16 protein-coding genes are annotated in these 23112 nt (G+C 65.6%); 8 read left to right on the forward strand and 8 right to left on the reverse strand.

Features of this window, described 5'->3' with window-relative positions:
• Positions 1–91: 91 nt before the first annotated feature.
• From NLM33_RS31320 to NLM33_RS31330, 3 genes are all read left to right on the forward strand, one after another.
• Complete coding sequence (locus NLM33_RS31320) at positions 92–2191, forward strand: methyl-accepting chemotaxis protein (RefSeq protein WP_254101972.1); 2100 nt, start codon at positions 92–94, stop codon at positions 2189–2191.
• A 372-nt stretch (positions 2192–2563) separates the two neighbouring features.
• The gene (locus tag NLM33_RS31325; RefSeq protein ID WP_254101973.1) at positions 2564–3508 is read left to right on the forward strand and encodes a LysM peptidoglycan-binding domain-containing protein; all 945 of its coding nucleotides are present in this window, start codon (positions 2564–2566) and stop codon (positions 3506–3508) included.
• A gap of 168 nt (positions 3509–3676) precedes the next feature.
• The gene (locus NLM33_RS31330) at positions 3677–4933 is read left to right on the forward strand and encodes a Spy/CpxP family protein refolding chaperone (protein WP_254101974.1); all 1257 of its coding nucleotides are present in this window, start codon (positions 3677–3679) and stop codon (positions 4931–4933) included.
• A gap of 29 nt (positions 4934–4962) precedes the next feature.
• Here the strand turns inward: NLM33_RS31330 and NLM33_RS31335 are convergent, their stop codons facing one another.
• The 3 genes from NLM33_RS31335 to NLM33_RS31345 form a co-directional block, all read right to left on the reverse strand.
• Entirely contained in the window at positions 4963–5829 is an 867-nt protein-coding gene (locus tag NLM33_RS31335) for a hypothetical protein (protein WP_254101975.1), read from the reverse strand.
• A gap of 296 nt (positions 5830–6125) precedes the next feature.
• The gene (locus NLM33_RS31340; RefSeq protein ID WP_254101976.1) at positions 6126–8573 is read right to left on the reverse strand and encodes an adenylate/guanylate cyclase domain-containing protein; all 2448 of its coding nucleotides are present in this window, start codon (positions 8571–8573) and stop codon (positions 6126–6128) included.
• A gap of 175 nt (positions 8574–8748) precedes the next feature.
• On the reverse strand, positions 8749–10779 hold the full coding sequence (locus NLM33_RS31345) for an AsmA family protein (RefSeq protein WP_254101977.1): 2031 nt from the start codon (positions 10777–10779) through the stop codon (positions 8749–8751).
• A gap of 250 nt (positions 10780–11029) precedes the next feature.
• Between NLM33_RS31345 and NLM33_RS31350 the strand changes: the two genes are divergently transcribed.
• A complete protein-coding gene (locus NLM33_RS31350) occupies positions 11030–11704 on the forward strand; it encodes a Crp/Fnr family transcriptional regulator (RefSeq protein WP_254101979.1) in 675 nt (224 codons plus the stop codon).
• Between the two features lie 13 nt (positions 11705–11717).
• On the opposite strand, the gene NLM33_RS31355 is transcribed toward NLM33_RS31350, so the two are convergent.
• The 4 genes from NLM33_RS31355 to NLM33_RS31370 form a co-directional block, all read right to left on the reverse strand.
• On the reverse strand, positions 11718–14879 hold the full coding sequence (locus NLM33_RS31355; protein ID WP_254101981.1) for an efflux RND transporter permease subunit: 3162 nt from the start codon (positions 14877–14879) through the stop codon (positions 11718–11720).
• Positions 14879–15808 (reverse strand): efflux RND transporter periplasmic adaptor subunit, encoded by a 930-nt coding sequence (locus tag NLM33_RS31360; protein ID WP_254101983.1) that lies wholly within the window; start codon positions 15806–15808, stop codon positions 14879–14881. The genes NLM33_RS31355 and NLM33_RS31360 overlap by 1 nt, the downstream gene beginning before the upstream one ends.
• Positions 15809–15966: 158 nt before the next feature.
• Positions 15967–16641, reverse strand: a complete 675-nt coding sequence (locus NLM33_RS31365) for an OmpA family protein (RefSeq protein WP_254101985.1) — start codon at positions 16639–16641, stop codon at positions 15967–15969.
• A 123-nt stretch (positions 16642–16764) separates the two neighbouring features.
• Positions 16765–18357 (reverse strand): caspase family protein, encoded by a 1593-nt coding sequence (locus NLM33_RS31370; RefSeq protein WP_254101987.1) that lies wholly within the window; start codon positions 18355–18357, stop codon positions 16765–16767.
• Positions 18358–18718: 361 nt separating this feature from the next.
• Between NLM33_RS31370 and NLM33_RS31375 the strand changes: the two genes are divergently transcribed.
• Positions 18719–19525 carry an N-acyl homoserine lactonase family protein gene (locus tag NLM33_RS31375; protein ID WP_254105983.1) on the forward strand — a complete coding sequence of 269 codons (807 nt, stop codon included), beginning with the start codon at positions 18719–18721 and terminating at the stop codon, positions 19523–19525.
• 112 nt (positions 19526–19637) lie between these two features.
• Here NLM33_RS31375 and NLM33_RS31380 read toward each other — a convergent pair whose 3' ends face one another.
• Positions 19638–20180 carry a MarR family winged helix-turn-helix transcriptional regulator gene (locus NLM33_RS31380; RefSeq protein WP_254101989.1) on the reverse strand — a complete coding sequence of 181 codons (543 nt, stop codon included), beginning with the start codon at positions 20178–20180 and terminating at the stop codon, positions 19638–19640.
• Between the two features lie 109 nt (positions 20181–20289).
• Between NLM33_RS31380 and NLM33_RS31385 the strand changes: the two genes are divergently transcribed.
• Genes NLM33_RS31385 through NLM33_RS31395 form a run of 3 tightly spaced genes read left to right on the forward strand, consistent with a single transcriptional unit; the run spans position 20290 to position 23112 of the window.
• Positions 20290–21903 (forward strand): FAD-dependent oxidoreductase, encoded by a 1614-nt coding sequence (locus NLM33_RS31385; RefSeq protein WP_254101991.1) that lies wholly within the window; start codon positions 20290–20292, stop codon positions 21901–21903.
• Between the two features lie 11 nt (positions 21904–21914).
• Positions 21915–22136 carry a DUF2783 domain-containing protein gene (locus NLM33_RS31390; RefSeq protein WP_254101993.1) on the forward strand — a complete coding sequence of 74 codons (222 nt, stop codon included), beginning with the start codon at positions 21915–21917 and terminating at the stop codon, positions 22134–22136.
• A 19-nt stretch (positions 22137–22155) separates the two neighbouring features.
• Entirely contained in the window at positions 22156–23112 is a 957-nt protein-coding gene (locus NLM33_RS31395; RefSeq protein ID WP_254101995.1) for an MBL fold metallo-hydrolase, read from the forward strand.

The following is a 23112-nucleotide window of genomic DNA, read 5'->3' on the forward strand; positions in this document are numbered from 1 at the left end:
GATGCGACGGCCTTTGCCGGTATCGAGGTGAACCAAATCTTAGGAGCGCGACGGTAATTTTCTGCATCTTTTTAAAGGATGCGGCCTCACAATGAAATTGTTCGGCAATCCCTCCATTCGTTCGGTTCTCGGCGCCATCATCGGCATTCTCGGCCTGTTTCTGATCGCCCAGCTCGCGACCGGGCTTTATGGCGCCGTCGAGCGCAACGCCGCAGCGCAGAAGCTCGAGCGCTTTGCCGGCACCGACCAGCAGCTGTTTGCGAACCTGCTCGGCTTTCGCCTGGAGCGCGGCACCTTCCTGTCGGCGCTGCTCGCGGAGGGGCCGGCCAACGCCAATGCCGACACCCGCATCGCCACCAACCGGCAATTGTCGGAAGCCGCCTATAAGAGCGTGCTCGAGCGTCTCGACGGCGTGACCGATTCCCGTCTCGCCGGTGCCCTGAGCCGGCTGGTCGCAATCCATGACGCGCTCGTGCCGCTCCGGCCCAAGGCGGAAGCCGCCATCCACCAGGCGAAGGCCGAGCGCGACACGAAGCTCGCCGACGAATTCCGCAAGACCGCGCAGGATTATCTCGACGGGATTCTGTCGCTGACGGGCGAGCTCGAGAACGCGCTGAAGCTCAGCGATCCCGTGGTCGATCATCTCCTGGGGGTGAAGCAGTCGGCCTGGGCCGCGCGCAATTTCGGCGGCCTGATCGCGATCCGCCTGGAAGCCGCTGCGGCCAGCGCCAAGCCCTGGAGCCCCGCCGACATGGTCGGCGCCGCCGAGGATACCGGCCGTGCCAAGCAGGCCTGGAGCCAGGTGCTGGATGCGGCCGGCCGCACCGACGCGCCCGCCAGCCTCACCGATGTGATCGCGCGCTCCAAGCAGGGCGAAGCCGCTTCCATGGTCGAGCGCCAGCAGGGTTTCATCAAGGCGCTGAGCAACAACCAGACGATCGACATCAAGATCGAGGACCTCGCCAAGCTCAACACCGCGATCCTCAACTCCAGCGTCGAGGCCGGCCAGGTCGCACTGGCCGAGATGGTCGCGCGCGCCGGGCAGCAGATGAGTTCGGCGAAGTGGAGCCTGGCGTCCAACGGCGCGATGATGCTGGTCGCGCTCGCCATCACCGCGTTCGGCTTCATCCTCGTCAACCGCCGCGTCAGCGTCCCGATCCGGAAATTGACCCAGGCGATGCAGCGCCTCGCCGAGCGCGACTATGCGATCGAGCTCGCCGGCATCGAGCGCGGCGACGAGATCGGCGAGATGTCGCGCGCGGTGTCGGTCTTCAGGGAGAACATGATCGCGGGCGATCGCCTCGCCGAGGAGCAGGCGGCCGAGCAGGGCCGAAAAGAGCGGCGCCAGCTTGCCGTCGAGCGGCTGATCGGAGAGTTCGAGAAGACGGTCACGGAATCGCTGCATACGCTCGCCTCGGCGTCCGGCGAGCTGAACGCCACCGCGCACTCGATGTCGTCGACCGCCGAGCAGGGCTCGTCGAAAGCGGCCTCCGTTGCGTCCCTGTCGGGCGACGCGTCGTCCAATGTGCAGACCGTTGCCGCCGCCACGGAAGAGCTGTCGGCCTCGATCGCCGAGATCAGCCGCCAGGTCGCGGAATCCTCGAACATCGCCGGGGCCGCCGCGGCGGAAGCCGATCGCACCAATGGCGAGGTTCAGGCGCTGGCGGACGCGGCCCAGCGCATCGGCGATGTCGTCGAACTGATCACGGGCATTGCCGAGCAGACCAACCTGTTGGCGCTCAACGCCACCATCGAGGCCGCGCGCGCCGGCGAAGCCGGCCGCGGCTTTGCCGTGGTCGCCGCCGAGGTGAAGAATCTCGCCACGCAAACCGCGAAGGCGACCGAGGAGATCACCGGTCAGGTCGCCGCCATCCAGGGCGCGACGCGTTCATCCGTGACCGCGATCCAGTCGATCGGCACCACCATCGAGCGCGTCAACGAGATTGCGGCCGCGATCGCTGCCGCGGTCGAGGAGCAGGGCGCCGCCACGCGCGAGATCGCCCGCAACGTGCAGCAGGCCTCCCAGGGCACCACGGAAGTCTCGCGTCACATCTCCGGCGTCTCGCAGGCCGCCGGCGAGACGGGTGCGGCCGCTGGCGAGGTGCTCGATTCCGCCAAGATGCTGGGGCGCCTGTCGGACGATCTGAAGCGCGAGGTCGACCGCTTCGTCGAAGATCTCAGGGCGGCGTAGCGCGACTCCGCTCCACTCTTCGTGCCCCGGATGCCACGCAGCGCGCCGCGCTTTTGCGGCGCGATACGATGCTGATCCGGGGCCCAGAGTTCCCAACCCTCACGTCATGTTCGCACGCAACAAGACCCTCCGGGCGCAAGGCCCGGCGCGCACGTGATGCATTTTGAGCTGACACCATCAGCGATTGCGACAACCCGTTGGCCGAAGGTTTGATCCTATTCGGGAACGCGCACCATTGCGGTCCTATCGGTCAGAAGCTGTGACCGATTGCCGATAGCCCATTTGCCGACTTGATGCGGGAGCGAATTGAGCGCAGTTTGCGGACGTGATTTGTCGTGAAGAGGCTTTGCTTTAAAGGGGCTTTGGGATTTCATGGTGATCGCGTCGAAAGCGACAATTGCCGTTTGCTCGTTCCTGCTGGTTGCGGCCGGCGGGGCCGCGATCGTCGTCGGTACCGGCGGGCTGTGGCAGGCGGTGCGCGGCGGGCCCGAGGTCAAGGTCGCCGACGGCAAAGCCAAGGTCGAAGCCAAGCCGGAAGCCAAGACTGCGCTCGCGGCGCCGAGCGCGCCGTCCGTCGCACCGTCAGCGGCGCCCAGCAATGACATCGCCACCGCGCTCGGCAAAGCCCAGACCGCGCTCGCCGATCTGCCGGCGCCAACGGCTCCGCCGCCGGCTACCAGCGAGGAAACCGGGCCGCGATTCGACGTCGCCCGCGTCGATGACGACGGCGAGGCGGTCATCGCCGGCCGCGCCGCGCCGGGCGCGCGCGTCGAATTGCTGCGCGACGGCGAGAGCCATGCCTCCGCGGTCGCCGATGCGTCCGGCCTGTTCGTGATGACCCCGCCGAAGCTGCCGCCGGGCAGCTACAAGCTCAGCCTGCAATCGACGGCACCGGACGGGAGCGTAGCGAAATCAAGAACCGACGTTCCCGTGACGCTGAACGCCATGGCCCAGCCGCCGCGCGCCACAGCAGCGCGCACCGATGTCGCCAAGGTCGCGAAAGAAACGCCAGCCAAGGAAACGTCTGCCAAGGATGACAGCTCGGCCGCGCCGCCGAGCACCGCACAATCGGTTCTGGCGCTCGCTGCCGCACCGCCCGTCGAGAGAGGTCCGTTGCGTTCCAAGGCGGAGACGACGGGTTCGATTACCGCCAGCCGCATCGTCATCCGGGGCGACAGCCTCTGGCAGATCAGCCGCCGCGCCTACGGCGACGGCCTCAGCTACGCCCTGATCTACAACGCCAACCGCGACAAGATCCACAACCCGGACCGGATCTATCCCGGCCAGACATTCGTCTTGCCGCGCAAGGCAAGGTGAGGGGTTCTCGATCCCGCAAATTGTAGGGTGGGGTACCTGGGCGCGGGAACTTTCTGTTCCACCGCGCGTCATCCTCATTGCGACGAGATGCGGCTTGGCGCAGGGGACTTGACGCAGGCGACTTGGCGCAGGGGACTTGGCGCGAAGGAGGGAGCCAAGGTGACCATCATGTCGAAATCCCGCCTGGGAATTGCGGCCGCGGGGATCGTGCTGGTCATTCTCGCGATGCTGCCTGACGTCGCCGAGGCCGGCTTCCGCCTGCGGGTCGGCGGTCCGCTCGGCGTCGCGCGCTTCGCGATGGCGAGCGTGCTCGGGGTTGCCGGCGTCCGCCATATGCGCATGGCCGCGCGGCACGGTCGTGCCCGGATGGCCGCGCTGCGCCCGCAAGACCTCCGCTCCACCGCGGACGCGGTCCGCCCGACGGTGCGCGCTCAGCTCACGGCGGTTGCGGCGCTCGCCGGCTGGCGCGGTGGCCGCGCCGAGCAGGGCTGGTGGCAGCACGCCGACGGCACTTATGGCTGGGTCGGCCCGCTGTTCTGGCCGTTCGCCGATGACGACATCACTGACTTCACGATGCGCGGCGACGGCACGGCGCTGTGGGCCTATGGCTACGGCGATCTCTATGCCGCGATCTTCGCGCCCTACGCCCCGACCGAGCTCGCCGCCTATACGGCGCCCGGCCGCCGTCATCGCAGGGTCCCCGAGCTCCAGCAGCTCTGCGATACCGGCGATGCCGTAGGCCTTCCGATCGATGCGATCCTGCGCACGGTGCAGCCCAACGAAGTTCAGCGCGCCGGCCTCGACGAGCTCGCCACCGCCTGGGCATCGGCGGGCGCGACCATCCGCGCCTCTTGCCCGACTGAGGTGGCCGCCAATGCGCTCGACCGCTTCGCGCTGATGCAGCGTCGCCTCGAGGCGATGATCAACGCAGTGGATGCGGTCGCGCCGCGGCTTGCAAAGTTCTACGGCCTGCTCGACGACGAGCAGAAGTCGCGGCTCAATGCGCTCGGCAAGGACGGCCGCGCGAACGCCGCCGAGACCAAGCGCAAGGAGATGCAGGCCGCAGCCTGCAAGGCGCCCAGTGAGCCCCCGAGCGATGAGCAGGCCCAGCGCCAGTACGAGCAGCTCGTGAAGCAGCAATGGCCGGCGGACGACATCGCGACCGCCCTTCGACTCGACGACACCAAGCGCGCCGCGCTGGAGGTGCTGCAAGACACCACCATGGGCACCATGGAAGCCTTGCTCCCCTGTCCGCCGCAGAACCTGCGTACCCCGCAAGCCCGCCTCCAAGCCGTGAAGGCGCGATTGGATACCATGCTCGAAGCGGTGAAGAGCGTCGGCGATGCGCTCGACGATTTCGAGTGGGGCCTCTCCGACGAGCAGAAGGCGCAGTTCGAGGCGATGGGGCTGAAGCGGGGCGTGTGATCAGCGGAGGGGAGAGCCGCTGTCGCGTGCTACCCGCACGCCCAGTCGAACCTCATGTCCCTGAAATCGAGCTGCGCATTCCCGCCGCCGAAATTATAGCCGCCGAAATACTCCTCGAACTCGACGTAGAACGGACTCATCTCCGGCACCGCCTGGCAGGGCCGCATGGTGCCGCCGAGATGGTTGGGCGCGTGGTCCTTGCTCCACTCGTGCAGGCGGAAATTGTCACGGCTCACGACGCCGCCGGCATAGTAGTAATAGGGCTGGTAACCGGTCGGCGGCCCGCGCTTGACATGGGCGTCCTGCGGGCCTTTGCCGGCGTTGGGATCGCTGGAGCGCGGCGTCAGCACGATCGCGCGGTTCTCGGCGAGATCGGCGCGGGGAATGCTCGCCAGCATCTTCTTGGCGTAAGCCGGTGCGGATTCGTGAAACGCGCTCGCGCCGCCGACGTCGAGCCAGCGCGGCCGCTCCGCGGTCGCAAGGCTCAAGGGGTTTGGCGGGGTCGCGAAGGGGCCGGCATATTCGCGCGCCGTCAGCAGCAGCGCGGCATATTCGTAATCGAGAATATCCGTCATGCGGGCGAGGCGCGAATGTGAAGGCCGTGCCAGCACCGCCTCGCGGACTTCAGGATCGTCGGGCGCGCCGCCGTCATTGTGGTCGGGAGCGGTGGCGAAGAACGATACCGCGACGATGTCCTCGCCATGCACCCGATAGTCGTCCGGCAGCTTCAAGGTGAAGCCGTGCATCAGCGGATAGCCGGAGACGGGATCGAGCGGCCATTGTTCGCTCGTGATGCCCGGCGGCAGGCCGAACACCCAGCCATGGTCGCTTTGCCGATCGGCGGGGCGATCCAGCATCTGCAAATCATAGGCGCGCGAAGGCGGGGCAAGCGTCACGATCGTCTCCGTCCAAACTTGAGCCTCGTCACCGAGGCGATGGTTAGTCGTGAGAAGGAGAGATGTGGTTCGTGGGAGGGGGAAATCTCATGGTGCCGTTGCTGGCGCATCGATCTCAGCCGTCGTCCTGGCGTAAGCCAGGACCCATAACCACAGGGAGAAGTTTGGCGAAGACTATTCGTCCGGTACAATGACCATCCGCGATTGATAGATTCCGCGGTATGGGTCCTGGCTTTCGCCAGGACGACGCTGGGGGACGATCTTGCGCTCTTCACGGCTGAGGGAGCCGCAATAGCTCACATCCTCCGCCGCGCCGCCAATGCATCCACGACGTTGTCGACCTCCTCGCGCCAGCTCAAGATCTCCATCGCGAGCACGGGGTGGTTGAAGCCCTTGAGCTGGAGATCGTCGAGCGGGCGGGCTTCGACCCAGGGCTCGACGATGCCGTAGACGCGCCGCGCGACCACGACCTGGCCGGCCTTGGCCTCGTCGCACAGGCGCGAGGCGAGGTTGGTGACGCTGCCGATCGCGGCATATTCCAATCGCTGCTCGAAGCCGATCTGGCCGAGCGTGGCATAGCCGAGCGCGACGCCGACGCCGAAGCCGAGCGAATGGCCGCGGTTCTTCCACTTCTCGGTCAGCTTGGCGATCGCATCGCGCATCTCGACCGCCATCTTCACCGCGCGCTTGGTGTGGTCGGAAAATTGGATCGGCGCGTTGAACAGGATCATCACGCCGTCGCCAGCGAAGCGGTCGAGCGTACCCTCATAGCGGTGGATCAATTCGCCGAGCGCTGCGTGGTATTCGCGCAGCACGTTCATCGCCTCTTCCGGCTCGGTCGTTTCGGTGAACGAGGTGAAGCCGCGCAGATCGCAGAACACGACGGTGACCTCGCGGCGGTGACTGTCGAGCAAGGCGTCATGGCCGTCGGAGGAGGCGATGAGCTGCGCGACCTGCGGGGCGAGGAAGCGTTCGAGGCGCTTGATGCGGCCGATCTCGCCGAGCTGCTTCTCGACGCGTTCCTCCAGCGAGCGGTTCCAGTTGCGGAGCTGCTCGGTCTGCTCCTGAAGCTTCGCGGCTTGCTGCTGTACCGTCTCATGGGCGGCCGCAAGCTCGCGGCCCTTGTGATCGACCTCGGTGAAGAGGCGCGCATTGCGCATCGCCAGCACGGCCTGGTGCGCGAAGGTGCGCATCAATCCGGTGAGGCTGCTTGCGAACTCGCCAGCCGCGCGGCGCAGCACCACCAGCGAGCCGAGCGTGCCCTGCTGGTCGACCAGCGGCACCACGAGCACGGAGTGGAAGCCGGCATTGACGGCGACATCGCGCAAGGGCTGCTCGGCCGCCTCGTCGAGATCGGGAAGCGCGATGGGCTCGCCGCTCCGCGCGGCGTCGCTGAGCAGGCTCGTGCCCTCGTCGATGGTGACGTGCGCGCCGTCGGCGGACTTGTCGATGCCATTGGCCTCGACCAGGTTGAACCGGTGCTTGTCGGCATCGTAGCCATAGATCAAGACCGCATCGGCATGGGTGATCTCGAGCGCGCGGGCGGCGATCGTCGGCAAGACCGCATCGAGATCGAGCGAGGAGGCGACCGCGCGGCCGACCTCTTCCAGCACCTTGAGCTCGTTGATCGACTGCGCGAGGTCGCGCGTGCGCTCTTCAACCTTCGTCTCCAGGCTCGAATAGGTCTCCTGGATCTGGTTCGCCATGCTGTTGAACTGATTGGCCAGCCCCTCCAGCTCGTCGGAGGTGCGCACGTCGATGCGGTGGCTGAAATCGCCCTCGCCGAGCCGGTGTGCGCCGGCGCTGAGCGCGGTGATCGGGATCAGCATGCGACGCGCCAAAAGCGTGCCGGCGAGGATCGCGACCAGCAGGCCCATGCCGATCAAAAGTCCGATCCGCACCAGCTGGTCGCGGATCGGGGTCAGCGCCTGTGCGGTCGGCTGCTCGAACAGCACGGTCCAGCCGAGCTTCGGCACCTCGCTTGCGGCCGTCAGCACCGCATGTCCGTTGAAGTCGGTGCCGGAGGACGCGCTGTCGCGGTCGGAAGCGATCGCGGCTGCGACCTGCGGCAGCTTCGAAAGGTCGGCGGCGACTTCCGGCCCCTTCGACGCCGCCGCCAGCACTCTGCCATGCGAATCGACCACATAGGCAAACGCAACCTTGCCGACCTGGGCGTCGGACAGGAAGTCGGCGAGGAAGCCGAGGTCGACCTCGGCCAGCGTGACGCCGGGCTTGAAGCCGGAATGCGCGACCGAGATCGACATGAACGGCTGCTGGTCGACGAAATGAGCCGGCGCGTAACTGGTGCCGCGGGCGACGGCGTCGGTGAAGCGTATGTCGCGCGCATAGTCCGTGCTGCTGCCGCTGGAGACCGCGCCGCGCGACACGCGCTGCACCACATGGCCCTCGCCGTCGAGCTGGGTGAGCCGGCTCACGGCCGAGACCTGGTTCAGGAGCTGGACATAGTCGGCGCGACGCTTCTCGATGGTGTCCTGCGAGGCGCGCGTCACCCAGCTGATCTGGCGCTCGAGATCGGACATCGATTGCTCGATGCGCTTGGAGACGGCCTGCGCCTTCTCCTCGAGGCCGTCGGTCAGACTTGTCCTGGTCGCCCGGTAGGAGATCCAGGTCTCCATCGCGCCGTTGACCGCGAGCACGAACACGACGAGGCCGACGAGGGAGACGACATATTTGGCGAACAGGCCCTCGCGGAAAAACCAGCTCTTGTCTTTCGCTCCCGTCATCCAGATCCTCACGCGCCGCGGCCGACGCTGGCGCTGCAGGCCGTTCTAGCACAGTTCAGCCGCCATGGCGGCAAGCTCGGCCGGCGTGGTTACCCGTTGTGGGCGAGGAAAGCCTTCCCGAGGCCCGAATTGTCGCAGCAAACCGAGTTTTTCCGAGGCGCGCCGCCCGCAAAAATCACCGGTTAAAGAGCTGGCGCAGCACGTCATTCATCGGCTGGCTATCCTGCTGCTCGGCGGACGGGTCGGCCTGGGCAGGCGGCGCGGGCGAGGCTTGAGGTGCCGGTTGTGTCGGCGATCCCGGCAGGCTCCGGGTACGGCCGGTGCTGGTCCCGGCGGCGCCGCCGGACAGGCCCTGCTGGATCAGATTGCCGATCGCCTCGCCCAGCGCCCCGCCGAGCGGATTGTTTTGCGACGGCTGTCCCTGCTGATTGCCGTTACCCGCGGCTGCGCCCGGCGCAGCGCCGCCGAGACCGAGGCTGCCCAAAATGTTGCCGAGGCCGGCGCCGTCGGGACCGAACAGGCCCTTGCCCATCTCGCGCAGCTTTGCATAGGCGGCCTCCGGATTGTCGAGCACACCCGCCATGTCCGGGTAGATTTTTGGCTGCGACCAGGAGCCCTCGATCATCACGGGAATGCCGAAGCCGACGGGATCGGAGGCGCGGCCCTGACCCTCGGTGGTCATCACGAGTTTCGGCTCGACGCGAAAACCCATCATCTTGGTGTCGAGCGCGATCGTGCCGGCGCCGGTGACACGCACCAGCGGGCCGACGAGATTGAGATCGGTCGTCACCGCCTGTCCCTTGTCGATGCGGAACGAGGCGGAGAGCTGCGTCAGGTCCGTGCTTTGCTCCTGGCTGTCCTGCCAGCCGGACAATGTGGACGTGGTCAGCGAGCGGATCATCTGCGCGACGTTGATGCCGCGGATGGCGCCGTCCTGGAAATTGGCGAACACCGTGCCTTGCATGTTCGCCATCAGCGCGCGCTGGCTGGCGCCTGCCGAGCGCACCGCGATCTTCGCCTGCAGCTTGCCGTCGAGCCGGTCGAAATCGGCGAGCCCCTTGAGCAGCGGCAATGCACGCACGCCGACGAGGTCGGAGTGCATGGCAAAGCCCGGTGCGCCGCTGGTCGCATCCAAGATCACCTCGCCGGAGACCTGGCCGCCATAGGCGCCGAGATTGGCGGTGCCGGCCTTCAGCACGCCGCCGGCAAGCTTTGCATCGAGCGCAAGAGGCGCGAAATGCGCTTCGCCGATATTGGCCTCGGTCGCCGAGACCCTCATCTGCGCGTCGACATAGTTGAGCCCGGAGACGCTGATCGGTGCATCGCTCCAGGGCTGGGCGGCGGCACCGTCGGCGGATTTCGACAGGGGAATGTCGAGCCGCTGGAGGTCCAGATCGAGCTTGACGAGCGGCTTGCTGGCGATGTCGACCGAGGCCCAGCCGTTGAAGGCGCCGTCGCCGAGCGTGCCGTTGATGCCGTTGATCATCACGACCGAGCCGTTCAGCCGCGCCTCGGCGTGGCCGCTGAGTTGCGATTGCAGCAGGCTCGGCGCGTCGATGGCGAAGTCGAGCGGAATTGTCTGCCGCTCGACCGGTGCTGCGGGCACCAATGACTTGACGTCGAACTTGATGCCGTGATCGCCGGCCCGCGCCGTGCCCTTGAAATTGACCTTGCGATCCGCATTCACGGTCGCGTCCGCGTTGATCGCGCTGAGCCGGCTTTCGACACGGTCGCGCGCGACCGAGAACGCCACTTCGCCGTTTGTGATGGTGGCATGCTCGATGCTGGCGCCGCCTGCGTCGAACGACATCGCCGGCTTCGCTGCGGAAGCACCTGTCGGCATGCGCTCGCGCAACAGCGGCTGGTAGAGCACGGGGTGGGTGATGAGGAGATCGGAGATCTTCGGCTGTCCCGACCACACGCTCGAGAGCGACATGTCGGCCTGCACGCTGTCGACGGTGAGGCGGGCGATGCCGGTGCGGTCCTTCGGATCCTGCAGCGTGAGGTCGTTCAGGGTTACGTTCAGCGTCGGCCACAGGCTGACCTTCGTGGTGCCGGCGATCGTCAGGCGGTAGCCGGTCGCGCTTTCCACCCGCGAGGTGATCGCCGAGGTCAGGAATCCGGAGGGGATGCCGATCACCAGCAGAAGCGTGATGACGATGATGACGGCGGCGACCGCAGCGCCGGCGAATTTCACTGCTCTCATGTCGACTTTCCAAAAGGATAGCGGTGTCGAACCCGGCCAGGCCCGATCACCCGTCCGTTGCCCGTCAGTCTATCCCGGGAGGGGAAACCGCTCCAAGCGGCCAAAAATAAACAGGGGTGCTGCAAAGTTATGTGACTTATGACACACTTCTCTCCGCGGGTTTTCCGTGACTCTGATGTTCGATGGTTCCAAGGGAATTGCCAAGGGTACTACCAAGCGCACGACCAAGGGATCTGCAAAGGGAATTGCGATGAGCAAACAGGCCGAATTTGCGGTCATTCTGAAAATGAATCCGATGTTCGCCGACCTCGGTACGGACGAACTGCAGCGCTTGTCCAATCTCTGCCACACCCAGCATTTGGCGAATGGTGAAGTGCTGTTCCAGAAGGGCGATCCCGGCGATGCGCTGTTCGGCGTCCGCCGCGGCCAGGTCCGGATCGAAACCGGCGCCTCCGACGGCAGCCGGCTGACGCTGAATTTCATGGGGCCGGGCGACCTGTTCGGCGAGGTCGCCGTGCTCGACGGCCAGAACCGCACCGCGGATGCGACCGCGGGCGAGGCCAGCGAGCTGTTCGTGCTGCGACGCGAGGATTTCCTCGCCTTCCTGGAGCGCGAGCCAAAGGTCGCTGTCAAGATCATCATGCTGCTGTGCCAGCGCATCCGCTGGCAGAGCGAGCGCATGGAAGAGTCCATGCTCCAGCCCCTGCCGGTGCGGCTTGCCCGCAGGCTCTGCGCGCTCGCCGCCGATTTCGGTTCGGAGGTCCATATCTCGCAGGAGCAGCTCGGCATCTTCGTCGGCGCCGCCCGCGAAAGCGTCAACCGTCAGCTCCAGGCCTGGCGCAAGGAAGCGATCCTCGACCTGCAGCGCGGGCGGATCCTTCTCAAGAACATGACCAAGCTGACGTCGATCGCGAGGAATGAGTAGGGCTGGATAAACCCTACTCTGCCGCCGGGTGCACGATGTTCTTCGGCATCGGGGTGGCTTCCGCAGGCGTAGCTCCGGCTGACGGCTTCGCGTCGTGCTCGGCCTCCGCATCGGCGCTGTGCACGATCAGGCGCTTGCCGAAGCGCCAGATCAGGGCGCCGATGTCGTCCATCACCATGAACATCGCGGGCACGAACACCAGCGACAGCACGGTCGAGAAGATCAGGCCGCCGATCACCGCGAGCGCCATCGGCGAGCGGAACTCGCCGCCGGCGCCGACCGCGAGCGCACTCGGCATCATGCCGGCGACCATCGCGATCGTGGTCATCACGATCGGGCGGGCGCGCTTCATGCCGGCGTCGATCATGGCTTCATCGCGCGGCTTGCCTGCGTGGATCGCTTCGATCGCAAACTCGACCAGCATGATCGCGTTCTTGGTCACGATGCCCATCAGCATCAAAATGCCGATCCACACCGGCGTGGTGAGTTGCTTGCCGGTCACGAGCAGCGCCGCGATCGCGCCGCCGATCGAGAGCGGCAGCGAGAACAGGATGGTGATCGGCTGGAGGAAGGTGCCGAACAGCAGCACCAGCACGGCATAGACCATCATCAGGCCGGCGGTGATGGCGGTGGCGAAACCATCCGACAGCTCGTTCAGGCTTTCGGCGTCGCCGGAGGGGCTGACCTTCACGCCCTTCGGCAGGCTCTTCATCACCGGCAGCTCGTAGATCTTCTTGGTGGCATCGCCGAGCGCCGCGGAACCGACGAGATCGGCGGCGACGGTTGCCTGGCGTTCGCGGTCGTAGCGGTTGATGCTGGTCGGGCCCTGGTCGAGCTTGACGTCGGCGATGACCGAGAGCGGCACGCCGCCCTTCTCGCCGTGCTCACCGAGCGGCACGCGCAACTGCTCGAGCGTCTTCAGATTGCCGCGCGCGGCATCTTCGAGCTGCACCCGGATCGGTACCAGGCGGTCGCCGACGTCGAATTTTGCGAGCGCAGGCCCGACATCGCCGATGGTCGCGACGCGGATGGTCTGCGACAGGCTTTCGGTCGAGACGCCGAGGCGGGCTGCGAGCTCCGCGCGCGGCTGGATGCGCAGCTCGGGACGTTCGAGCGCGGTTTCCGAGATGACGTTGGAGATGGTCGGGATCCGCTTCATCTGCGTCGCGAGCTCGCTTGCGACGTTGTTGACGATGTTGGCATCGACGCCGGTGACGACCAGCGAGATCGCGCGCAGGCCATTCTCGTCGAGGAACCAGAACCGTATGTCGGGGATGTTCTCCAGCTCCTGGCTGATCGAGAACTCGAGCTCGCGCTGGGTGATCTTGCGGTCGTGCTTCGGAGTATAGTTGATGATCAGGGAGGCGCGCCGCACCTCCTGCGTGCCGGGCGGGACACGCCCGCCGTCGACGAAGATGCTCTTCACCTCCGGCCGCTTGCGCAGTTGCGCGACGATGTCCTCGGTGACCTTCTCGGTATAGGAGAGCTGGGTGCCGGGCGGCAGCTCGATCGCCAGCAGTGATCGCGCGCTGTCCTGCGCCGGCAGGAAGCCCTGCGGCAGCAGCGTGATGCTCCAGATCGAGGCGGCGAAGATGCCGAACCCGATCAGCACGGTGATGAAATAGTGCTTCACCGACCACGCCACGATCTTGTGATAGGTCCGCAGCACGCGGCCCGGCGGCGGCTCCTCATGATTGTGGTGCTTGAGGAAATAGGCGGCCAGCATCGGTGTCACCAGGCGCGCCGCGAGCAGCGAGAAGAACACCTGCACGGAGACGGTGATACCGAATTGCTTGAAGAACTGGCCGGCGATGCCGGACATGAAGCTCGCAGGCGCAAAGATCGCGATGATCGTCAGCGAGATCGCGATGACCGCGAGACCGATCTCGTCGGCAGCTTCGAGTGCGGCACGATAAGGCGACTTGCCCATGTTCATGTGGCGCACGATGTTCTCGATCTCGACGATGGCGTCGTCGACCAGAATACCTGTCGACAGCGTAATGGCGAGGAAGCTGACGAGATTCAGGGAGAAGCCGAGGAGGTCCATCACCCAGAAAGCCGGGAAGATCGACAGCGGCAGCGAGATCGCGGCGATCATGGTGGCGCGCAGATCGCGCAGGAACAACAGCACGATGACGACCGCGAGAATGGCGCCTTCGAACAGGGTCGAGATCGCCGCCTCGTAATTGCCCTTGGTGTATTCGACCGAGGTATCGATCAGCTTGAGGTCGACGTCGGGATAGGCGTTCTTGAGCGCATCGATGCGCTTCTGCACGGCGGCGGCGACCACCACGTCGCTGGCGCCCTTGGAGCGCTTGATGCCGAGCGCGACCACCGGTTCGCCGTTGAAGCGGGCGAAGGTGCGGCGGTCGGCGATGGTATCGGTGACGGTGCCGAGATCGTCGAGCCGGACCTCGCCGCCGCCGAACAGCGGGATCATGGTGCCGGCCAGATCGCTCAGCGTCTTGGCGCCGGCGAGCGTGCGAATCGCCTGATCGTTCTTGCCGATCTCGGCGCGGCCGCCGGCGACGTCGACATTGGTGCCGCGCAGGCTCTGGCTGACATTGACGGCCGTCAGCCCCATGGCCTGGAGCCGGTCCGGATCGAGCGAGACCAGAATCTCGCGCTCGACACCGCCGATGCGCTCGACCTGGGCGACGCCGCGCACGCCCTGCAGCGCGCGCTTGACCACGTCGTCGACGAAATAGGAGAGCTGTTCCGGCGTCTTGCCGGGCGAGATCGCGGCATAGGTCACAATCGGCAGACCGATGACGTCGACGCGCTGGATCAGGGGCTCGGTGACGTTCTGCGGCAGGTTGGAGCGCACCCGCGTCACCGCGTCCTTGACGTCGTTCAGCGCGCGGTCGGTATTGGTCTCGAGCGCGAACTGGATCGTGGTCACCGACAGGCCGTCGGTGATCTGCGACGTGATGTGCCGTACACCTTCGACGCCGGAGACGGCGTCTTCAACCGTCTTGGTGACCTGGGATTCAAGCTCGGCGGGAGCTGCGCCGAATTGCGACACCGCGACCGAGATCACGGGGATGTCGGCCGACGGCAGCCGCGTCACCGCGAGCTTGGTGAAGGACACCCAGCCCAGGATCAGGAGGATAATGGAAAAGACGACCGACGGCAGCGGATTGCGGATCGACCATGCCGAGATATTGAGAGCCATCAGCGTACCCGCGATCGATCGAGTTCATCGGCGAAGACGGTCTTGATCTGGTCGCCGTCATGGAGCGAAGAGCCGGCGTCGGCCACGACGATTTCACCGACGTCGAGACCTTCCAGGATTTCCGTTGCGGTGTCGGACGTCAGCCCGACCCGCACCCGTCGCGTCTCGACCGTGTTTCCTTTGACCACCTGGACGGTGAGATGGTCAATGGCGGTCTTGGGAACCGCAACGCCGCAGCTGCGCTTGGCGTCGATGGAGGCGCGGGCGAACATGCCGACCTTCAGCGATGGATTGTTGGCGACGCTGATCCGGACGCGGCCGAGCTGCGTGGCGCGGTCGATCTCGGGCGAGACCAGCCGGACGCGCCCGATCAGGTCGGGGGCGTCGTCCCGGCTGATCCGCACCGTCGCGCCGGGATTGAGTTTTGGCATATGCACGGCCGGCACCTGCGCATCGAGCTCGATCTCGCCGCCCACGGCGATGCGGAACATCGGGCCTGCCTGCGGCGAGGCCGGGGCGCCGACGACGGTGCGGACTTCGGTGACGAGCCCTGCGGCCGGCGCCTTGAGCGAGATCGGTCCTTGCGGTCCCGGCCGCGCCGGCTGGCCCGGCGTCTGCGGAGGCGGGCTCAGCCGCGCCAGTTCCTGATTCTCGGTGACGGTGGCGCCTTCGGCGACGAAGAGGTCGGTGACGCGCGATCCTTCCTGGTCGGCGGTCACCACGGCCTCGCGGCGCGGCACGAAGAAACCGGTCACGCGCACCAGATCGGAGAAGCAGGCATTGGTCGATTTGGTCACGACCACGACGGCTTCGCCCGGCGTCTCCTTTGCTTCCGGGCGGTGGCGGTTCTCGAACCAGTAATAGCCGACGCCGAGCACGACGATGAATGCCACGGTTCCCGCAGGCTTGAGATATTCGGTGATGTTCATCGCCGGATCATCCTGCCTGGCTGATAGCCCGCGAGCTCGCGGCCGCTATTGGAAGAGTTTCCCCGAAACGAAGCTGCGTCCCGCAAGGTTTGCGGGACGCGCGTCGGACACACGAATTTACAGACATTACGACCGGTCACCTGAACAATGTGTCGCCTTCACTTGGACGCGGTGGTCTTGTTTTCCATATTGACGACCTGCACCCGGCGATTGACCTCCGCCATCGGCTGGCTCGGATCCTTCAGCTTGCTCTTGCCATAGCCGACGGTGACGAGATCGGCTGCGGAAATGCTGTACTTGTCGACGAGATAGCGCTTGATCGAGTCAGCGCGGCGCTCCGACAGGTCCTGGTTGTAGCCCTCGCCGCCGGCGGCGTCGGTGTGGCCGGCGACGACGAAGGTCGAGCCCTTGAGGTCGGGATTGGTCAGCGCGCGGCCGAGCGCCTGCACGGACGGCATCGACTTGGCGCTGATGTTGGCCGAGTTGTAGTCGAAGGTGATCTCGAGATCGATATTCGGCTTGTCCTTGGCGGCGGTTGCGATTTCCTCGCGTTCGGTCACCGAGAGCGAGCGTGTGGCGCGGCCGCGGACGCTCTGCAGCAATTTGGTCTCGGCGGCGCTCGGCGCCGGATCCGTGGTTTGCGGTCCGATCGAGAGGCCGCGCGTCAGGGGCTTCTTCGGCGGCGCCAGCGCCCGCACGATCTGGTCCTCGGTGACGTTGTTGCTGGTATCCTTGTCGTCGCCCGCGAATGCGCTTCCCAGCGGCAGCGTCAGTGCGGCGCCGATCGTGAGGACCGAGAGGATCGCGGTCACACCCTTTGCAGCCAATCTCATTGCCAGTCCCTCCTGCAAAAAATTCCTGCAACAAGCCCGGAAGGGCCCCTGCGGCATCCTTGCGTTGGTCTCCGCGGGGCTCTCGGGGGTTCGAGGCGCGGCGCCCCGAATCTCAAAAAAATATCAACGTACTCCGTAACTTGCGAACTCCTGGACGATGTTCGGATCCATCGCCTTGGCGTTCGCAATGTCGAGTGCGCCTTCCGAGGCCGAGCCATTGCGCTGCTTGGCAAGCCCCCGACCATAGAGCGATGAGGTCAGGCGCGGGTTGATCTTCAGCGCCGCATCGAAATCCGAGATGGCGTTCTTCACCGCCCCCGATTTCAGGTTGACCAGGCCGCGGCTGTCCAGCGCGTCGACGAAGTTCGGGCGCAGCCGCAGGGCCTCGTTGCAATCCTTCAGCGCGCCCTGGAGGTCGCCGATCACGGTGCGGGTCCAGCAACGGTTGTTCAGGGCCTCGACGTCCTTGGGATTGATCCGGACCGTGTCGTCGAAATCCTTGATCGCAAGGTTATAGGCGCCCTTGCTGGCATAGACTTGGCCGCGCCGGTAGAGCGCGTTCACGTCGTCGGGGTTGGCCGCAATCTTGGCGGTCAGGCTCTTGATGGTGGGATCGTCCGCCAGCGCGGCCTGGCTCGGTCCGGTGTCGGTGTTGCCGCCGGTATTGGGGCTGGTGCCGACGTCGGCCGGCTTCGCCGGCGGCTGTGGCGCGGGAATAGCCGCATCAACCTGCGGCTTCGGTGACGGTGCAGGGGCCGGCGCGGGCGAAGGTGCAGGGGCGGGAGGCGAAGCAACATTCGCTTCGACCTGCGGCTTCGGCGGTGCGGGCGGCGCCGGGGCAGCGGGAGTTTGTGCAGGAGTTTGTACAGGTGTCGGCGCGGGCGGCGGGTTGTTTGCAATCACTGGTGGCGTGGGTGCGGGCGGAGCCGGCGGCTGCGCCGTGGCCGTCGGTCGCGATCCGCCGGCGCCGGGAATGAACGAGAAATCCTCGGCCAGCGAGGACGAGATCCATGGCACCTGCTCGTTACGCGAGGCGCGGGTGACGCCCATCTTGGTGCGGTTCAGCGTTTCCTCCGCCATCAGGTCGGGGACACGGATTTCCTTCAAAAGTTCCTGGACGAACAGGCTGTGGTCACCGCCGGCGTCCGAGGTCACCGAGCTCAAGGCCGCCGAATACATCACCAGCGTGCCGTTCGGCGCGATCACCGGAGCGAGGCCAGCGGAGAAGCTGCGGAACCGCCGCTCGAACGGATTGCGCCTGGAGGCATCGATCAGCGCGATCTTGACGCCGGCGCCACGAGTGTTGATCTCGCCGAGCACGGTCTCGATGCTGAAGCCGTCGCGGCGCACGTCGGACTCGGTCCAGATCTGGGCGTCGACCGGGATCATGTAGCTCTGGCGCGCCGACTGGATGCCGAAGCCGCTGTAGAACACCAGCACGACCGCGCCGGGCTTGACCTTGCCATAGAGCTTGTCGAAGGCGCGGCGCATGCCATCGCCGGTCAGGTTCTCGCCGATATCGACGGTAAAGCCGTCATGCTTGAGCTCGTCGGCGACGTCGCGTGCGTCGTTGATCGGCTCCTTCAGCGGGCTGTCGGCGTCCGGATATTTGGCATTGCCGATGACCAGCGCATAGCGGTCGCCGGCGGCAAAGGATGGGGCGGTCAGGACGACCGAGTACATCAAGAACAGAAGCGAAAGAAAGCGAATCTTCATAACGAGCGCGGTCCAGTCAAAAAGGCGCCGTTCGCAAGCTTTGCGCCGCGGCGACCTTAACTTACGCAATTTGCATTATCAAACCGGGGGGTGGGGGCGTCAACCGCTTGGAGACACGGCATTATCGCGACAATTGACCGCGACGCTGCGGGAAAGACGGAAGGGACGAAAGCGGCTGTCACGGTATCGCTCGATCGAAGGGGGCCCGGCGGACATACCTCTTAGCGCGGCCATCGCGACAAAAATGTGATCGGTCTCACATGGGGGCGCGCGAGAGGTGCGTTTGACCTTTGAGTCCGGCGGTGGCTTGCTGCGTTTCGCGACCGATCTCTGGGCTCCCCTCAACGAAAAAAGTGCAACCATGGGAAACCTCTACGAAGTCTACGCGCTGCGCTATGCAACGATGTCGCCCCGCACCCCCCACATGAACTTCCTGTCGCCGGATCCGCATGAGAGCGCCGCGCAGGATCTCGATTATTTCGTCTGGCTGATCCGTGGGGGCGGCCGCGATATCCTGGTCGATACCGGCTTCAATGCCGAGGAAGCCACCTTGCGCGCCCGCAAGCTGACGCTCAATCCGGTCGACGCGCTGGAGCGTTTTGGCGTCAAGGCCTCGGCTATTGCCGACATCATCGTGACGCATCTGCACTACGACCACGCCGGCAATCTCGATCGCTTTCCGAATGCGCGTTTTCATCTTCAGGAGCGCGAGATGGCTTACGCAACGGGCCGCTGCATGTGCAACGGCTTATTGCGACATCCGTTCTCGGTCGAGCACGTCACGCAGATGGTGCGCCATGTCTATGGCGAGCGCGTCAGCTTTTATTCCGGTGACGGCGAGGTCGCGCCGGGCGTGACCGTGCACCGCGTCGGCGGCCATTCCGACGGCTTGCAGGTGGTCAGGGTGGAGACCGCGCGCGGGTCCGTGGTGCTCGCCTCGGACGCTGCGCACTACTACGCCAATCTGCAGCGGCGCAGCCCGTTCCCGATCGTCTACAATGTCGGCGACATGGCCGCAGGCTGGGAGACGATCGAGCGCCTCGCCGGTCATCCCGATCGCTTCATCCCCGGACATGATCCGCTGGTCACCGAGATCTATCCGCGCGCCAGCGACAAGGTCGATGCCTGGGCGCTGCATCTGCCGCCGACCCGGTCGTTTGCGAAATGACGCTGTAGCCCCGTCATTCCGGGGCGCGCGTTAGCGCGAACCCGGAATCTCGCGCCGCAACTTCTGGATTCCGGGTTCGCCGCTGTCGCGGCGCCCCGGAATGACGGAGTAATCAATACGCCTGCTTCGCATCCGCCTCTTCGCTGGTCTGGATCAGGTCGAGGCTCTGCTCGATCTTGCCGAGCAGTGCCGACAATTGCTTGCGCTCCTGCGCGGAGAGGCAGGCGAGGATTTCATCCTCCCGCCGCAACAATTGCGGGAACAGCTCCTCATAGAGCGCGCGGCCCTTCTTGGTCAGCTGCAGGCGGAATTCGCGGCGGTCGGCTTCGTTCTCGACCCGCTCGATCAGGCCGTCATTCAGCAGCGCGGTGACCGCGCGGCTGATGGTGGACTTATGCGTGCGGGTGCATTGCGAGATGAACTGCGCGCTACAGGCATCGTTGCGAAAGCCCAGCGTGGCGAGCACCCGCCAGGCCGGAATGTCGAGCCCATGGCGCTCCTGATACTCGACCGCGAGCGCGGAACTCACCTCCGCCGCCAGGCGATTGAGGCGGAACGGCACGAATTTGAACAGATCGAGCCGCGCCTTCGGCCTCCGAGAGGCCTCGTCCGCTTCCTTCGCCCTCAGCGCGGTATCGCCCAATGTCCTCGCCAAAAAGTCGCTCCGAATGCCAGTTGACGGACGGCGGCGGCCGGTCCAAGATAGTTGCACGTGAGACTATCTAGCAGATAAGTCCCTTCCTGACCAGAGCCGAGGTTAGCGCATGGCGCAGGCAAAAACCCAGTTCGGCTATCGCCGCCACCCCGACCAGGATCGCCCCGGCCAGACTCCGGCCGAGCACGCGATCGTGGTGGTGGGCGCCGGGCCGGTCGGGTTGTCGCTCGCGATCGATCTGGCGCAGCGCGGCCAGCGCGTGGTGCTGCTTGACGATGCCGACCGCATCGGCGAGGGCTCGCGCGCGATCTGCTTCTCGAAGCGCTCGCTGGAATATTGGGACCGGCTCGGCGTCGGCGACCGCATGGTCGAGAAGGGCGTGGTGTGGAGCGTCGGCAAGATCTTCCACGGCGAGTCCCAGCTCTACCAGTTCAACCTGTTGCCGGAAGAAGGTCACAAGCGGCCTGCCTTCATCAACCTCCAGCAATATTACGCCGAAGCCTATCTCGTCGATCGCATCGGGGATCTGCCGGAGATCGACCTGCGCTGGCGCAACAAGGTGACGGCGCTCGAGCAACGCAACGATTCCGCCCTGCTGACGATCGAGACGCCGGAAGGCGCCTATCGCCTGCACGCGCAATACGTCATCGCCTGCGACGGCGCGCGCTCCTCGCTGCGGCAGATGGTCGGTGCTGAGTTCGCCGGCCAGGTGTTCGAAGATCAATTCCTGATCGCCGACGTCAAGATGACCGCGGAATTCCCGACCGAACGCTGGTTCTGGTTCGACCCGCCGTTCCATGCCGGCCGGTCGGCGCTGCTGCACAAGCAGCCCGACGACGTCTGGCGCATCGACCTCCAGCTCAATCGCTATGCCGACCCCAGCGTCGAGAAGAAGCCGGAAAACGTGCGGCCGCGGATTGCGCGCATGCTCGGGCACGACAAGTTCGATTTCGAATGGATCTCGCTCTATAAATTCCAGTGCCGACGGATGGATCGCTTCATCCATGGCCGCGTGATCTTCGCCGGCGATTCCGCGCACCAGGTCTCGCCCTTCGGTGCCCGCGGCGCCAACTCGGGACTTGAGGACGCGGAGAATCTGTCCTGGAAGCTCGATCGCGTGCTGCGCGGCCAATCGCCGGCGACCCTGCTCGAGAGCTACCACGTCGAACGCGGCATGGCGGCGGACGAGAACATTCGCGAATCGACCCGCTCGACGGATTTCATGGCGCCAAACTCGCATCAGGAGGCGCGGCTGCGCAAGGCCGTGCTGTCACTTGCCAAGGAAACCGAGTTCGGCAAGCGCATGGTCAATGGCGGCCGGCTCTCGGTGCCTTGCAGCTACGACTCGCCGCTGTCCTCCGCCGACGCGGAGGCGTGGAGCAGTGGCCCGCGGCCCGGCTGTTCCATGCCGGATGCGCCGGTCACAACGCGTGCGGGCGAGGGCGCCTATTTGACCGATATGTTCCGCAAGGGCGGAACAGATTTTGCCGTGCTTGGGTTTGGCAGTGGCGGGGCCATCGAGCTGCCCGACGGCGTGAAGGACATCCGCATCGGCGGCGAAGGCGGACTGATCGACCCCGGCGGGCTCGCCGCGAAGCGCTACGACGCCGAGCCTGACACGGCCTATCTGCTGCGGCCCGACGGTTATGTCGCGGCGCGATTCCGCCATCCAACGCAGGCGAAAATCGCGGCGGCATTATCGCGCGCTCAAGGCTTGAACTGAAGGTTTTGCGAATGGCTCTCTCCACCAGCTCGAACTTCGCGCGGCCCGACGACGCTTTCCGCGCCATCGTCGAGGCGCATCGCGGCCTGACGGAGGAGCAGAGCGCAGACTTTGACGCCGCTCTGGTCCTGATCCTCGCCAACCATATCGGCGAAATCGACGTGCTCAAGGAAGCGATCGTGCTCGCGAAGCGCCGCATGGTCGACGGCCAGCAGCAACAGCAACAACAATAACCGTGCAAGGAACGAACTGATGGCGAAGAACTTCGCATCCACCGGCGATCTCGCGGAGAAGAAGGTCACCTTCTCCGAGATAGGCCCCGATCTCTACGCCTTCACTGCCGAGGGCGATCCGAACTCCGCCGTCATCGTCGGCGATGACGGCTGTCTCGTATTCGACGCGCAGGCAACGCCCGCGATGGCGAACAAGGTGATCGAGCGCGTGCGCACGGTTACCGACAAGCCGATCAAATATGTCGTGCTGTCGCATTATCACGCCGTGCGCGTGCTGGGCGCATCCGCCTACAAGGCGCAAGGCGTCGTCGCCTCACAGGAGACCTATCGGCTGATCGAGGAGCGCGGCAAGCAGGACTGGGATTCCGAGTATGGTCGATTTCCCCGCCTGTTCCAGGATGCGCAGAGCATCCCCGGGCTGACCTGGCCGACGCTCACCTTCGAAGGCGAGATGTCGATCTATCTCGGCAAGCGCGAGGTGCGGCTGATGCAGCTCGGGGCCGGCCACACCTCAGGCGACATCGTCGCCTGGGTGCCGGATGCCGAGGTGATGTTCTCCGGCGACCTCATCGAATACCACTCGGCCTGCTATTGCGGCGATGCGCATTTGCGCGAATGGCCGCTGACGTTGAACGAGATCCGCAATTTCAATCCCAAGGCGATCGCGCCGGGCCGCGGCGATGCGCTGAAGGGCACCGCGACAGTGCGCGAAGCGATCGCGATGACGCGCGACTTCGTCAACTCGCTCTATGGCGCGGCCGAAATCTCCGCCGCCAAGGGCCGCACGCTGAAGGAATCCATGGCGGCGACGCGTGAGGTGATGGATCCGAAGTTTTCGAGCTTCGCCATCTACGAGCACTGCCTGCCGTTCAACGTGTCGCGCGCCTTTGACGAGGCGTCCGGGATCGATGACCCCGTGATCTGGACCGACAAGCGCGACCAGGAGATGTGGGCTGCCTTGCAAGGAGGAGGATAG

It is taken from the genome of Bradyrhizobium sp. CCGUVB1N3, from assembly GCF_024199925.1.
In the GTDB taxonomy this organism is placed as follows: Bacteria; Pseudomonadota; Alphaproteobacteria; order Rhizobiales; family Xanthobacteraceae; genus Bradyrhizobium.